The sequence below is a fragment of the Nocardioides sp. WJ219 genome (assembly GCF_058559815.1).
Window position 1 is genome coordinate 41,433 of sequence record NZ_JBZUJV010000010.1, and the last position, 13,246, is coordinate 54,678.

Here is a 13,246-nt window from a genome sequence, read left to right on the forward strand (position 1 = left end):
GTCAGGCCACGGGGCGGTGCGGCGGCTTCGGTGGGTCGACCGGCCCGGGCTTCGGAGGCTTCGGCGGGTGCTCCGGGTGCTCCGGGTGCTCCGGGTGCTCCGGGTGCTCCGGGTGCTCCGGGTGCTCCGGGTGCTCCGGGTGCTCCGGGTGCTGCGGCTTGCCCGGCTGCTCAGGCTTGGGGGTCATCGATTCCTCCTGCTGACTGCGTTGTTGCCTACACCGTGCTCAAGCCCGCTTGCGGCCTCCGATGACAACTGCGCGCCGCGTCGACCATCTCCCGGCTTCTAACTTTGCAACGCGCGCGACCTGGGGGGCTCCCATTACGTCGATTGGCCTGATTTGCCAGCGGTTCGTGAGAGCCTGTCTCGACTATGGACGTCTCCCTCATCAGAGCCAGGCTCGGTATCGGCCCTGAGGTTGGAGTCGCATGGTTCAGCCTCGACGAGGCCGACGTCGGCTTCGCTCCTCAGAAGAGCCCCGGACATCGGGCCGTCATCGTCCGGCACTGGCAAGCCAACGCCCCGATGACCTACGTGTTCGCCCGTTCTAGGACCAGCATTCGGGGATGGCCGCACGACCCGCATCGCCACCAGAGCGACTACCAGCGATGCTGGCTCAACGAGCGCGCCAAAATTGTCACCACCTGGGCACTCAGCGTGAAGTCCCACCTTCTAGACAGCTCCGCCTCCATGTGTCCCGAACCGGACCAGGCGACCACGGCCGCCGTGCTCGCAGCGCCCATCCCGGTTAGGCGATAGCCCCATGACGTCCGCGCCACCGTGGCCTGACCTCCTCGACGAGTACCATCGCGACATCCTGGGGCCCCTGTGGCTTGAGCTCATCGAGGATGTCGTCGGCTCCGTCGTACGCAGCTACCCACCAAGCGTGTACTCCGAGACCGGCGAGTGGAACACCGACGCCGTGGAAAACGTCGTCCAAGACGTGACCGTCCAGCAACTCCTCGCGCAACGGCAGCTGGATTGGATCATCGCCACGGCCACCAGCACCAGCACGGCGCGTGCGTTGCTCCACCGCATCGTGCGTCGCACTCTGAGCGAGACCCGACGCCGCACCGTCATCGACAACCTCCTTGATCGCTGCCGCAAGCTGCGCGCTATGGGATCCCAGACCGGACCGGGCGCATCACCCGAAGCTGTCCTCGCCGCCGCACGCGAAGTGGTCCGGTTGCCGCGCCTCAACATCCGAAACGAGCAGCGAGCCCCCGCGGTCTACGCCACAACCACCCTCAGCGACATCCTCGACGCCGCCACTCGGCACCTCGGCGCTGGCTTCGCCGAACGTGACCTCGCAAGGGTTTTCGAGCACGTGTTAACAAGTTACCTACCAAGCCCCCTTGACCAGGGTGATGGACGCATCAATCAGCCGTCCCCAGAACTCTCGCCCGAAGAAAAGGTGGTTGCCGACGATGTACTTTCCCACCTCATCGACACCATGACTGCCCAACAGTGCACTGTCGTGGCGCTCAAACTTGCAGACGCCTCTGACACTGACGTAGCCGAACACCTACACGTCTCGCGTCCGACCGCAGCAAAGAGGTTCCGTGAGGCAACTCAACTCATCGAGGACGCTTTGACGGACCTGCCCGCCCGGCTCCAAGACGACGTCCTCGGTGCGCTGCCGCAGCGCCTCGAGGTCTACCTGCCAGCCTCCCCATCCAACATTCAGCACGCCGAAACGTCGGAGAAGCCATAGCAATGACCAACTCGCAGCTCGTGCCGACATGGTTGCTCCGCGCCACCGCTCAGGCCCGAAGCGCCGGGAGCACCCCAAACAACCCGATCAAGCACTTTGGCTCATCGACGGGGTCGACGAGTGCTGGCGCGGTCCAGGACGTGACGACACCAGCACGTGGGCAAGTTAGAAGACTTGACCCCATGGACCCCGACGGCACCTCATCGATGCTAGTCCTCGTCATCGATGTTGACCGCTCGCATGGCGCGGCTCAAGTGGTTGCACTGAGCAATGAGGTCTCTATGGGAAGCGACCAGGACGCGTTAGTGCCCGCGAGTCGCACCGGTCTCGGCTACGACCTTATTGCGCTTTTCGACGTCACCGCTCCGGCATGGTTTGTGCAGCTGGGTCCGGTCCTCACCTCGCTCGACCTAGAGACCCCCGATTTGTACGCCCCAGCAGGAATCGACGTACAAGGCCCGGCCGACCCGCGGTGGACGTGGAAGCAGAGCGAACATGATGGGCTCGTCGCGCTCACAGGTGAATGCACACGGCAGGTCATCGACGAATGCCCCGACAGTCTCCTCGACCCGTCGGCTCTCGACCTGCGCGCCGTCAGTGAAAGCGAACTTGCCGCTGTCATGCGAGCAACCGAGCCGCTACTCCGCGCGGGACTCATCTGTCTGCCCACGACAGCATTGAGGAACCTCAGCGCCCAGCCCATCGACTCGCGCTCCGGCTACTGGGCATCAGTGCACTACCTTCTCGAGCTCCTCCCCCGCCGACGCGAACTCATCCTCAACGACAGTGCTCGACATGACGTAGAGACCCCAGCTCCTCTAGCGGCCGGCGCGGTAGGCCACGCCATCGGCTCGATGATTGTGCGTCAGCCGCCCGGACATCGGTCGTTGCGTCTCCTCACCTTGCGGTCACTGTGGACTGATGCCGCCATGACCGGCTCCGCGGCTAACGTTTTGATGACTCAAAGCGCTGAAGCTACTGCCGGCGTCTGGGAACTACATGTGCACGGGAAACGTCATCAGCTAGTCGTGCATGCTATCGACGGAGGCGACCACATCGACACTTTCGATACCCCGAACAGAGGCGCCCATGTCTGACATCTGGCACGAGGGACTCACCTTGCGGTCATGGCACCTCGGGAACTTCAAATCTGTGCGGGCGGCAACCGTTCATCTTGCTCCCCTCACGGTGGTGGTCGGCGGGAACTCCGCAGGAAAGAGCACCTTACTGCAATCCATTCGAGTCGCGTCGCAAGCAGCGACCTCCGACTCGTCAGTGTTTCCACTCAACGGAGAACAATTCCGACCGGGAACGTTCGCCGAAACTCGGTTCGCCGGCGCCTCCGATGACGACGCTATCGAGATTGGTGGCGACTTCAATGTCGGACAGTTCAGGACCCGTTTCTACGACCAACCTCATCAAGCGCGGGCCTACCGCAGGCCACGACCGCGGAGAAGACGGGACGAGGACGTTCAACTTAACTGGCAACTCCGATTGCACGGCACGCCGGAAGACCAGTCGGCTGCCACCAACGTGCAAGCCATCGAGGTGACTGCCTCGCAAGGAGGCGAACCCGAAGCCCACCTGTCGGCGAGTGCGAAACCAGGAGGTCGCGGACACGGATTCGGACGCGACCGCCGCTACGACGGCACCGTCCATGTCGGCGACTGGACCGAACAAGTCGTCGACGTCAGCATCAGCGGCGGCTTCCCCGAACAACTCCTGCGCGAGGTCGACCTTGTCGACGACCTCTTCTGGGCCTGGCAGGAGACGCAGAGCCTGTCGGTCCGTTCGAACATCAACAGGCTTTCCGCGTCACAACGTCGGCAAGAACCGCGAGAGGTCGACGACGACAGCGTGCTCATCGCGCGCATCGTGGCCGACATTGGCCAGGCGGTCGACGATTTGCCCGTCGACGCCGCCCGACACACGGCTGGCCGCATGCTCTCCGCGCGGCTACGCGACCTCTACAACCAGGACCCCGTTTCAGTGAACTGGACACCGGAGAAGACCGTTCGGGTCTTTAAAGCCGTGTCGAAGGAACTGGGTTGGAAGAAGCGAGCAACCCGCCCAATGCCGTTGCCCGACGTCATCGATGAGGCACTAGATGAGGTCCGATTTTTCCTGGCCAATAGGGTCCAGCATCTCGGCCCGCTGCGCATGGACCCACAAGTGGTGTACCGCTCCTCCCCGGCATCACAGCCGGGATTCATCGGCGCTAAAGGCGAGTACTCCGCGTCAGTGCTACAGACCAGCGGACGTCAGCCAGCACCTGACGCCCCCATGCCGCCAGGCCCGACGCAACGAACCCCTCGTCACCTCGTTACCTTGGGGCAAGCCGTTAACGCCTGGGCTGCGTATCTAGGAATCGGTGACTCTTTCCAAACGACCGACCAGGGCCGCCTCGGATTGCAACTGCTCGTCACGCAGCCAGATGTCGACATTGAACTGGACCTGACGAGCGTAGGCACCGGCGTCAGTCAGCTCCTCCCCGTCCTGGTCATGTGTCTGCACGCGCCGCCAGGCTCGCTGTTGCTTATCGAGCAGCCCGAGCTACACCTCAACCCTGCGGTGCAGCAGGGTCTGGCTGACTTCCTTCTTGCGGTCGCACGCAGTGGACGCCAGCTCATCGTTGAGACCCACAGCGATTACCTAGTCTCTCGGCTCCGCCGGCGCGCTGCAGAGGACCAAACTGAGTCGACTCGGCAAAGTATCCGCATCGTCTTTGCCGAGAGACACGACGGAGTAACCAGGTATCACGAGGCGACACCTGAGCCGGATGGTTCCATGAGGTCGTGGCCGGCGGGCTTCTTCGAAGAGGCCGCAGAGGACTCATACGCGCTCCTCGCCGCGATGCTCGACCGGGCAGAAGAACCCAGGAGCGGCGACACTGCGAAGTGAGTGCCTCATGTGACAGCACACGGTCCTCTCAATGAACCACTGCTGGACTGACCGCAATTCGCACTAAGGCAGCCAAGACGGTCATGCCTGCAGGACGGCCACGGATGCAACTACTCTCAGGTGCTTGGCACGTCATCGCCAGGGCACCGGTATCTGCCTCGACGAAAGAAGCCGCTCACTCGTGCACAACATCCACCCGCCCGTCCCGGTCTTCGGGCGCACGGACTGACCTTGAGAGGTTTGCGCTCGTCTCCAATGATCAGGTGTACCGCGTCGGACTGCGGCCAGGCTCCAACGCTTCTGACCGGGGCGGCCGTCCACACAGAGCCGCAGCCGGGGCTGAGTGATCAACATTCGGTCAAGTAAGGCCGGGCGATGCGGCACGTCAACCGCCGGACCGTATCCGCACGCAGTTTCGATCGCTTAGGCGTCTTCGCGGAGTCTTGGGAGACCCCACATAGACGTGCGCGGCGGGCGGCCGTGCGTGCCGGTGGCGCCGGCAGGTCGCCGCGGCTCAGACGCCGCCTGGTGCTTGACTCCACCGCCGGGGCCGCAAGGCTGTCTCTGGATGCTTGAAAGCATCGGTCTCACCGACGCTCCGAAGTGCGCGTGGCGAGTCTGGGCGACTACGCGCAGGCGGCACACTGATGGCGTCGACCCGGAACAGGGGATTGCCGGCGCGACCCCGCGCTCAAGACCCCTTCGCGAAACCTCATCGGGGTTTCCGCGCGGGGCTCCAACTGGCGCCGGCGCCGCCCGAACCTGGCGTGCGCTGTTCCTCGTATGTTCCTCACCGAGTCTGCGGAACCGGAAAACGTGCCTCTGACCTGCGGAAATGGGGTGGGCGATACTGGGTTCGAACCAGTGACCTCTTCGGTGTGAACGAAGCGCGCTACCACTGCGCCAATCGCCCCCGTGCGGTCGCCGAGCCTAGCGCATGGCGGACGGCGTCCCGCACCCGGTAACGGTTGGAAGAAAGTTTTGGGGAAACAGGCAACCAAACCGGCTGCAGGTGCGTCTATGGGTGCAGGACCTGCTCCATCCGTCTCGGACAAGGGAACTCCCCACATGACGCAGCAGCCGCTTGCTCCCGCGGTCACCGCCGACATCGCCCTGCACTGCGACGACGAACTGGGTCGTCCGATGGCGTTCATCGCGACGTTCTCCTACGACGCCGCCGACCCCTACGCCGTCCGCGTCACCTTCCACGTGCCGGCGGGCGACATCCCGTGGGTCGTGTCGCGCAACCTGCTGATGCGCGGGCTTGGCGAGCCTGCCGGAGACGGCGACATCCGGCTCCGGCCGGGCCTGGACGAGGACGGCCGTGCGGTGGTCCGGATGGACTTCCACTCCCCCGAGGGTCGCCTCGAGGTCGAGGTGCGCACGTCTGAGCTGCTCGCGTTCCTCGGCCGCACCTGGCTCGCAGTGCGGCCCGGGGAGGAGTCGATCGACGTCGACGACCTCCTCACCGACCTGCTGGGCTGAGCCTGGTCTCGAGACAGGCCGCTACGCGGCCTTCCTCGACCACCGTTGGGACAGGCCCGATACGCGGCCTTCCTCGACCACCGTTGGGACAGGCCGCTACGCGGCCTCCCTCGACCACCGTCAGCGGCCCAGCAGCTCCGGTTCCCGCGCGCGCCACGCCGCCGCGGCTTCGCGGGTGACCGGACCAATCTCGAGCGTCCGCTCGCCCCACCGCACCACCGGCTGGACGTCGCGGGTCGTCGAGACCAGGAACACCTCGTCGGCCGCCTCGGCCACGCCGATCGGCTCGTCGACCTCGCGACCGCCGTACCAGACGAGCAGCAGGGCGCGGGTGACGCCGGCGAGGCAGCCGCTGGCGAGCGTCGGGGTGCGCAGCTCGCCGTCGACTACGTAGAAGACGTTCGTCCCGGTGCCCTCGCACAGGTGGCCAGCGAGGTTGACGAACACCGCCTCCGAGGCCCCCTGGCGCTGCGCCTCGGCGAGCGCCACGACGTTCTCAGCGTACGACGTGGTCTTCAGGCCGGCCAGCGCCCCGCGTTCGTTGCGCGGCCAGGGCACGGTCACCACGGCCGTCGTCGCCGGCTGGGGGGACATAGGGGCGGCGACCACGACCACCGTCATCGGGTGGTCGCCCCGTCCCGACCCGAGCGGCGCCAGTCCCCCGGTCAGCGTGATCCGGATCCGGCCGAGCGGCAGGTCCTGGCCGTCGAGGACGGCGTCCACCCCCGCCCGCACGTGCGCCTCGTCGACCTCGCCGAGCCCGAGGCCCGCCGCCGAGCGCGCCAGCCGCTCGAGGTGCAGCCCGAGCGCGAACGGCTGCTGGTCGACGACCTTGACCGCCTCGAACACCCCGTCCCCGACCGTCAGCCCGTGGTCGGCGACGCTGATCGCGGGCCCCGTCGGATCCTCCAGAAGCGTCCCGTCCACCCATGCCTGCATGCCCGCATCGTAGGGACCGGACCCGCCCCGACACGGCGAGAGGCATACCGGTTTGGGGGCCGCGCGCGGCATCGGGTACGGTTCTCACGCACTCCAGATCACCGGAGCGCGTGCGGACATAGCTCAGTTGGTAGAGCGCAACCTTGCCAAGGTTGAGGTCGCGAGTTCGAGTCTCGTTGTCCGCTCGGAGAGGTCAGTGTCACGGCCCGACCTCCAGCCAGATCACGGTGGGTTGGCCGAGAGGCGAGGCAACGGACTGCAAATCCGTGTACACGGGTTCAAATCCCGTACCCACCTCCACACGACAACTCAACAGCACCACCACGGACGATTGGCGCAGTGGTAGCGCGCTTCCTTGACACGGAAGAGGTCACTGGTTCAAACCCAGTATCGTCCACCACGCATCACCGCAGGTCAGGCCCCGTTTCCCACATCCAGGGAGGCGGGGCCTTGCTGTGTCTCAGGACCCCCGTGCGCCCTAGGTGCGCCCAGAGCCTGCGAGGCAGGCGACGCTTCGACGTCTCCTCACCCGGGAGGACCGGCGGGACAACCGATGGACGAGGGGCTGCGTCATCCCATCGAGAGAGTGGAACTTCGAGAGGCGCGAGATGAACACACTGCAAGAAGAGCTCGACCGTTCGTTCGGCGACGGTCCCCCGTTCCCACCGGTCCACACCCACGTCGTGGCCGCCAGGCACGCCCACGTACGGCGCAAGGTGGCACGAGGCGCCGCCGGCCTGGCGGCGGCCGCGGTGGTCGTGGTCACGGCGTCCTACGCCGCCTGGCCGGGCTCCCCCGCCGGCCCCGACCTGCCCGCTCAGGACCAGGGGCCCACGGCCACGCCGAGCGCCTCGGAGGTCGCGGAGCCCACCCCCACCGCGCCTCCCCCGGCGCCGTGGTCCAACGGCGAGCTGATCCGGTACGTCGACGGGCAGCTCGAGGTCCGGCCGGGGGTGACCGTCCACGAGCGGATCCGCAACCCCTACGGCCTCGAGCCGCCCTCGCGCTCCGACGCGCTCGACGTCACGTGGAAGGACCGACGGCTGTGGCTGACTCTCGAGAAACGCCCGCACCCTCTCGGCATCGCTTCGTCGACCTCGGAGCCCAGCAACGGCTGGGCGAGCTTCGCCGACTACGTCGCCGAGCAGGTCGACGTGAACGCAGGGAGCGGCTGGCCGGACACCTTCCGGCTCGACGACCAGGGACAGGTCGTCCCGACGGCCGGCACCCGCGTCTCCGACCGCACCGACGACCCGCAGCTCGGTCCTGACTTCGCCGACCCGGCCGACACGACGGGCGCGGCTCTCGTCTCGGTCGCCGGCGAGGAGGGACGCTACTTCGTGGTGTGGAGGGTGATCGACGGGACGCTCGACGTGATCACCACCCCTCCCGGTGACGTCGCCGGCAGCACGTTCGACGAGCTCCTGTCCGGCGCCCGGGCCCAGTACGCCTCGGGCGAGGGCCTGCGATGAGCAGTCCGTCCAGGGACGACGAGTTCAGCGAGTTCGTCGCCGCGCGACGGGTCCATCTCCGGCGCATCGCCTACGCGCTGTGCGGTGACTGGCACCGGGCCGACGACCTGCTGCAGACCTCCCTCATCAAGCTGTACGCCGCGTGGCCGCGGCTCCACCGCAGCGGGAACGCGGAGGCGTACGTCCGGCAGATCATCGTCCGCACCAACATCAGCGAGCACCGCCGCCCGTGGCGGCGGGAGCGCGTGGGCCTGGACGATCACGACGAGGCCGTCCGCGACGGTCTCCCCCTCGAGGAGCGGTCGGCGATGTTCGAGGCCCTCCAGGCCCTGCCGGTGATGCAGCGCAAGACCGTGCTGCTGCGGCACTGGCTCGGGCTCTCCGTCGAGGAGACGGCACGCGAGCTCGGGATCTCGACCGGGACGGTCAAGAGCCACACCTCCCGGGGGTTGGACAAGCTGCAGGAGGCACTGAGCCTCACCTGAGCGCGGAGGTGCGGACGCTCGGGCGGACTCAGCGGGCCGCGATGCCGTCCAACCGCAGCATCGCCGACTCGTCGCGGTGCGTACCGGTGCTGCCGACGTGGGTGTCGGGGATCCCGGGACCGTTCTTGATGACGTGGACCAGCGCCATCCCGTGGCCGCGGCCGAGGTCGAAGTCCTCCTTGAGCCACGCCAGGATCTCGTTGGCCTTGGTGTCCGGACCGAAGCCGCGGGCGTGCGCGAGGTCGACGAGCTCCTGCGGGGTCTTGCCGGTCTTCTTCTCGGCGTTGTCGAGGTAGGCCTGGAAGGACATCGGGGCTCCTGGAGCGTCGGGGGTGAGCTGATCCGACCGGCCTCGGCGCCCCGACTCATCGCGGTCGGACCGTCGAGTGTCGGTGGTCGCGCCTAGCGTCCCGCGCATGGCCCTCTCCACCGGCACACCCGCGCACGCCGACCCTCGCGGTCGGCTCACCGACCTCGAGGTCGCGATCCTCGACCTCGAGCGCTCCTGGTGGCAGCACGCCGGCTCCAAGGACGCCGCCATCCGCGCCACCCTCGGCCACACCTCCGTGCGGCACTACCAGCTGCTCAACGCCCTGATCGACCGGCCCGAGGCCCTCGCCCACGACCCGCTCGTCGTACGACGGCTGCTGCGGCGGCGGCGTGAGCGCGCGCAGCAGCGGGCTGCGCGCCGGCTCGGGTGACGGGGGCCCCTCGGCCGGCGGGACGTGTGGTCTCGAGACAGGCCGCAACGCGGCCTTCCTCGACCAGCGTGGGTCGCCGTCGGCGGTCCGGGTGGTCTCGAGACAGGCCGCTACGCGGCCTTCCTCGACCAGCGTCGGTCGCCGTCGGCGGTCCGGGTGGTCTCGAGACAGGCCGCTACGCGGCCTTCCTCGACCAGCGTCGGTCGCCGTCGGCGGTCCGGTGTGGTCTCGAGACAGGCCGCTACGCGGCCTTCCTCGACCACCGTTGGAGGACGGCTCAGTGGCGGAGGGCGACGGTGTACATCACCGCGCGGCTGGACGGGCCGGTGCCGGTGGCGGTGAAGGTGCCGGTCGGGAGACCGGCTGCGGCGACGACGCGGTCGGCGACGCTCGCGGTGATGTAGCCGCCGCCGGTGCCGCGGGTGGTCGGCAGCACCTCGACGAGGGGGGTGGGGACGCGGTGGTCGGTGTTGGTGGAGGACTTGTCGCCCCAGTAGACGACCACGGTGTCGCCGGGCTGGGTCGGGGTGACCGACGGGGCCCGGTGGGTCGTGCCGGTGGTGGTCTCGGTGGCCACGGCGTGCACGTCGATGGGGGTCGGGCCGGCGCCGCGGTAGGCGACGACCTTGAGGTCGGCCTTGGTGATCTCCGAGCTGCGCACGGTCACGGTGGCGCCGACGGCGGCGGCCGTGGCGGTGCGCGTCCAGAGCCGCCCGCGGAGGCCGGTGGGGTCGACGCCGCGCACCGCGGTCCACCCGGCCGGCGGCGTGGTGGTGGCCGCGTTGAGGTTGGCGGTGTAGAAGAGCAGCAGCGTGTCCCCTGCGCGCACCGTCGTCGGCACCCGGACGGCGTGGCTGGTCGCGTTGGTGTTGGTGGTCGCGCCGGCGACGAACGCGATGTCGGCCGGCGGCTCGGTCGCCGTACCGCCGTAGAAGGGGTCGGTTCCCATCCTGTGGAACGCCGCCTCGGCGCTGTCGCTGCTGTCGATGTACCACTGGCACGAGTCCGGCCCGCGGAAGTCGAAGTAGGCGACGCCCTCGAACTGCGCGTAGTCGGGCCGCTTGAAGAGCGCCTGCGCGTCGCGGATCCACTCGGCCTTGCGGCCCGGTCGCGCAGGGTCCTCGGTGCTGGCCCACTCGGTGAGCCAGAGCTCCTCGTCCGGGTGCGCCGCGCCGAAGTCGCGGAACGGCTCGATGATCTGCTCCAGCGACCACCAGGGCGTGTTGATGCCGGTGCGGCAGGAGTACCAGTTGTAGGCGTCGGCGCCCATGGCGTCGAGGTAGTCGTCGCCGGGGTACCACTTCGCCGCGTCGTTGGCCGCCTGGGGCCCGACGAAGAACGCGTAGTCGGTCATGATCCACATCCACCGCGCGTTGGTGACGCCGCGCTCGGCGAACACCTCGTGGAAGCGCCGCCAGGCGGCGATGAAGTCGGCCGCCTCCCCGCTGGGGACGCTGGCCTTGGACTCGGGCTCGTGGTTGAACGTGAAGTAGATCGGCTTGCCGAACGCCTTCACCCGGTCGGCCCACCGCGCCATGTCGGCGTACAGCGGGCTGCCGGGCTGGGCGGCCGCCATCTCGGCCCAGCGGACGTGGGTGCCGTTGGCCCGGCGCGCCTTGACCGAGAGGAGCAGGGTCCGGTCGGAGTCGCGCAGGAAGGTGTGGAAGCTCTCCGGGAAGGGCGCGTCCCAGACCTGGAAGTCGCGGACGACGTCGAGCTTGCGGCCGGCCTCGGTCTCCACCCGCTCGATCGCGTCGCGGTCGGTCTCGCCGGCGCGCGGGCCCAGCCGCGCCCCGAACTCCATCCCGTCCGGCGCGAGCGCGGCCGGGGCAGCGGCGGTCACCGCCTCGGTCGCGGGGACGGCCAGCACGGCAGCGACGCCGAGCACGCCGGCGAGCAACGAGCGGGCGCAGGCCCGGCGCAGGGTGGTCACGGGCCCACCCAAGCGGGACCCGTCGAGCCGCACGCCCGAGCGGGCGGTAGATCCCCCAAATCAGTGACCCGGGGCTGCGCTCAGACGGGCTCGACGCGGTAACCGGCGGCGCGGACGGCATCGAGGAAGCCGGCCATGGTCTCGGCGCCCCGGAGCAGCGCCCCGAGCTCGCCCTCGGCCGTCGCCGAGTAGAAGCTGGCGGTCGCGAACGGGTGGGTCACCGGCCCCTGGCCCGGGAGCGGCGGCGGCGCGGAGGTGCTGACCAGGATGCCCGGCTCGTCGGCGACGTCCAGGACCAGCTCGTCGTCGCGGTAGACGCGGTAGGCGGGTGCGCTCACGGGGTGCCTCCTGGAGTCGGCGACGCCGCGTAGACCTGCTGCAGCAGGGCGAACATCGACGGGTCGTTGGCCTGCAACCAGGCCCGGTCGTAGATTGCCACGTCCGCGGCGTCGTTGGTGTAGGGGTGACCGTGGTAGGCCGCCACGGAGTTGGCGAAGTACTCCTGCTGGTTGGCCGCCGAGTACCACGACGGCGTCAGCCACCCCGCCGTCGCCGGGCCGACGGGCGTCGTCTGGGTCGGCTTGCCCAGCGCGGCGACGCGGGCGTCGTAGATCGTCGTGAGCGTGGTCTTCTGGGCCGGGGTCAGGCCGGACGCCTCGAGGCCGTGGCCGCCCTCGTGGGCCGCGAGGAAGCCCGCGCCGTAGCTGGCCGCCTTGCCCGGCACCGTCACCAGGTCCTCCTCGGCGACGGCGACGCGGCGTACGCCGTTGACCGTGGTCTGGATGCCGCGGACGTCGTCCCAGACCCGGCCGTCGAACGTCCTCGTCCCGGCGAGGTGGGCGTACTCCGCCAGCTCGGTGAGCTTCTTGTCGTGCGGGATCACGTCGATGGTCACCGGGTCGGCCTGCATCGCCGTCCGGTTGGCCGGGGCGATCCCGCCGTACAGCTCGACCGCCTGCTCCCGGGCGCGCGCCACGGCGGCGTCGGACGCGCCGTGCCCGTCGACCGTGCAGATGCCGAGCAGCGGGTCGGCCGGGACGGGACCCGTCCCTCCGCCGCCCCCGCCACCTCCCCCGCCGGCGTCCAGCGCGGCGCGGGTCAGCGGCCCGATGATGCCGTCGACCACGAGGGGCGGGTGGGCGGCCTGGTACCGGCGCACGGCGGCGTCGGTGAGCGGCCCGAAGACGCCGTCGAGCGCCAGCGGCGGGGTGGCCGAACCGGCGGTGTTCAGCCTGGTCTGGGACTCGGTGACGTCGGGCCCGGTGGTGCCCCGGCGCAGCAGCCGGGCCGGCGGCGGTCCGGCGGTCGGGCCCGGCGGCGGCGACGTCGTCGCCGGCGCCGGCAGCTGCAACCCGCCACCCCCGCCCGCCGTCGCCTGCTGGCCCGACCCGGGACCCGCGGGCTCGTCCTCGACCGTCATCCGCGAGACCAGGAGGGCGCTGGTGGCGGCGTTCCCGACCGACCGCTGCAGCCGCTGCACCGATCCGGCGCCCATCGGACCGTCCGCCCGTGCTGCGGCGGCCGCGTGGTCGGGCTCCTCACGTCGCGCGGGCCGCACGCCGGAGTGGGGCTCGACGTCGCCCTCGGTCAGGGACGGCGGTCGGCGCGCCACGTCT

13 protein-coding genes and 4 tRNA genes are annotated in these 13,246 nt (G+C 69.1%); 10 read left to right on the plus strand and 7 right to left on the minus strand.

Annotation, left to right across the window (positions count from 1 at the left end):
- Position 1: 1 nt before the first annotated feature.
- Positions 2 to 187 carry a hypothetical protein gene (locus tag AC4MBH_RS19715; protein WP_491797103.1) on the minus strand — a complete coding sequence of 62 codons (186 nt, stop codon included), beginning with the start codon at positions 185 to 187 and terminating at the stop codon, positions 2 to 4.
- A gap of 576 nt (positions 188 to 763) precedes the next feature.
- Between AC4MBH_RS19715 and AC4MBH_RS19720 the strand changes: the two genes are divergently transcribed.
- From AC4MBH_RS19720 to AC4MBH_RS19730, 3 genes are all read left to right on the plus strand, one after another.
- The gene (locus AC4MBH_RS19720) at positions 764 to 1,714 is read left to right on the plus strand and encodes a hypothetical protein (RefSeq protein ID WP_491797104.1); all 951 of its coding nucleotides are present in this window, start codon (positions 764 to 766) and stop codon (positions 1,712 to 1,714) included.
- Between the two features lie 182 nt (positions 1,715 to 1,896).
- Positions 1,897 to 2,811 carry a hypothetical protein gene (locus tag AC4MBH_RS19725; protein ID WP_491797105.1) on the plus strand — a complete coding sequence of 305 codons (915 nt, stop codon included), beginning with the start codon at positions 1,897 to 1,899 and terminating at the stop codon, positions 2,809 to 2,811.
- Positions 2,804 to 4,615 carry an AAA family ATPase gene (locus AC4MBH_RS19730; RefSeq protein WP_491797106.1) on the plus strand — a complete coding sequence of 604 codons (1,812 nt, stop codon included), beginning with the start codon at positions 2,804 to 2,806 and terminating at the stop codon, positions 4,613 to 4,615. The genes AC4MBH_RS19725 and AC4MBH_RS19730 overlap by 8 nt, the downstream gene beginning before the upstream one ends.
- Before the next feature lie 841 nt (positions 4,616 to 5,456).
- Here the strand turns inward: AC4MBH_RS19730 and AC4MBH_RS19735 are convergent.
- Positions 5,457 to 5,528 (minus strand) — tRNA-Val (locus AC4MBH_RS19735).
- A gap of 155 nt (positions 5,529 to 5,683) precedes the next feature.
- On the opposite strand from AC4MBH_RS19735, the gene AC4MBH_RS19740 reads away from it, so the two are divergent.
- Entirely contained in the window at positions 5,684 to 6,100 is a 417-nt protein-coding gene (locus AC4MBH_RS19740; protein WP_491797107.1) for an SsgA family sporulation/cell division regulator, read from the plus strand.
- Between the two features lie 120 nt (positions 6,101 to 6,220).
- Here the strand turns inward: AC4MBH_RS19740 and AC4MBH_RS19745 are convergent, their stop codons facing one another.
- Positions 6,221 to 7,039 (minus strand): aminotransferase class IV, encoded by an 819-nt coding sequence (locus tag AC4MBH_RS19745; RefSeq protein ID WP_491797108.1) that lies wholly within the window; start codon positions 7,037 to 7,039, stop codon positions 6,221 to 6,223.
- A 112-nt stretch (positions 7,040 to 7,151) separates the two neighbouring features.
- Here AC4MBH_RS19745 and AC4MBH_RS19750 point away from each other — a divergent pair.
- The 5 genes from AC4MBH_RS19750 (at position 7,152) to AC4MBH_RS19770 (ending at position 8,996) form a co-directional block, all read left to right on the plus strand.
- Positions 7,152 to 7,224: transfer RNA gene (locus AC4MBH_RS19750), tRNA-Gly, on the plus strand.
- Between the two features lie 41 nt (positions 7,225 to 7,265).
- Positions 7,266 to 7,339 (plus strand) — tRNA-Cys (locus tag AC4MBH_RS19755).
- Positions 7,340 to 7,364: 25 nt separating this feature from the next.
- A tRNA-Val gene (locus tag AC4MBH_RS19760) sits at positions 7,365 to 7,439 on the plus strand.
- Positions 7,440 to 7,647: 208 nt separating this feature from the next.
- Positions 7,648 to 8,511, plus strand: a complete 864-nt coding sequence (locus tag AC4MBH_RS19765; RefSeq protein WP_491797109.1) for a hypothetical protein — start codon at positions 7,648 to 7,650, stop codon at positions 8,509 to 8,511.
- On the plus strand, positions 8,508 to 8,996 hold the full coding sequence (locus tag AC4MBH_RS19770; RefSeq protein ID WP_491797110.1) for a SigE family RNA polymerase sigma factor: 489 nt from the start codon (positions 8,508 to 8,510) through the stop codon (positions 8,994 to 8,996). The genes AC4MBH_RS19765 and AC4MBH_RS19770 overlap by 4 nt, the downstream gene beginning before the upstream one ends.
- 28 nt (positions 8,997 to 9,024) lie before the next feature.
- On the opposite strand, the gene AC4MBH_RS19775 is transcribed toward AC4MBH_RS19770, so the two are convergent.
- Entirely contained in the window at positions 9,025 to 9,306 is a 282-nt protein-coding gene (locus AC4MBH_RS19775; protein WP_491797111.1) for a DUF4287 domain-containing protein, read from the minus strand.
- Between the two features lie 106 nt (positions 9,307 to 9,412).
- Between AC4MBH_RS19775 and AC4MBH_RS19780 the strand changes: the two genes are divergently transcribed.
- Positions 9,413 to 9,697: a DUF3263 domain-containing protein gene (locus AC4MBH_RS19780; protein ID WP_491797112.1), complete on the plus strand. Its 285-nt coding sequence runs from the start codon at positions 9,413 to 9,415 to the stop codon at positions 9,695 to 9,697.
- Positions 9,698 to 9,974: 277 nt separating this feature from the next.
- On the opposite strand, the gene AC4MBH_RS19785 is transcribed toward AC4MBH_RS19780, so the two are convergent.
- The 3 genes from AC4MBH_RS19785 to AC4MBH_RS19795 form a co-directional block, all read right to left on the minus strand.
- Positions 9,975 to 11,630: a glycosyl hydrolase gene (locus tag AC4MBH_RS19785; protein WP_491797113.1), complete on the minus strand. Its 1,656-nt coding sequence runs from the start codon at positions 11,628 to 11,630 to the stop codon at positions 9,975 to 9,977.
- Between the two features lie 80 nt (positions 11,631 to 11,710).
- Positions 11,711 to 11,968: a hypothetical protein gene (locus AC4MBH_RS19790; RefSeq protein ID WP_491797114.1), complete on the minus strand. Its 258-nt coding sequence runs from the start codon at positions 11,966 to 11,968 to the stop codon at positions 11,711 to 11,713.
- The gene (locus tag AC4MBH_RS19795) at positions 11,965 to 13,242 is read right to left on the minus strand and encodes a peptidoglycan-binding domain-containing protein (protein WP_491797115.1); all 1,278 of its coding nucleotides are present in this window, start codon (positions 13,240 to 13,242) and stop codon (positions 11,965 to 11,967) included. Before AC4MBH_RS19795 ends, AC4MBH_RS19790 begins: the two co-directional genes overlap by 4 nt.
- Positions 13,243 to 13,246 lie beyond the last annotated feature (4 nt).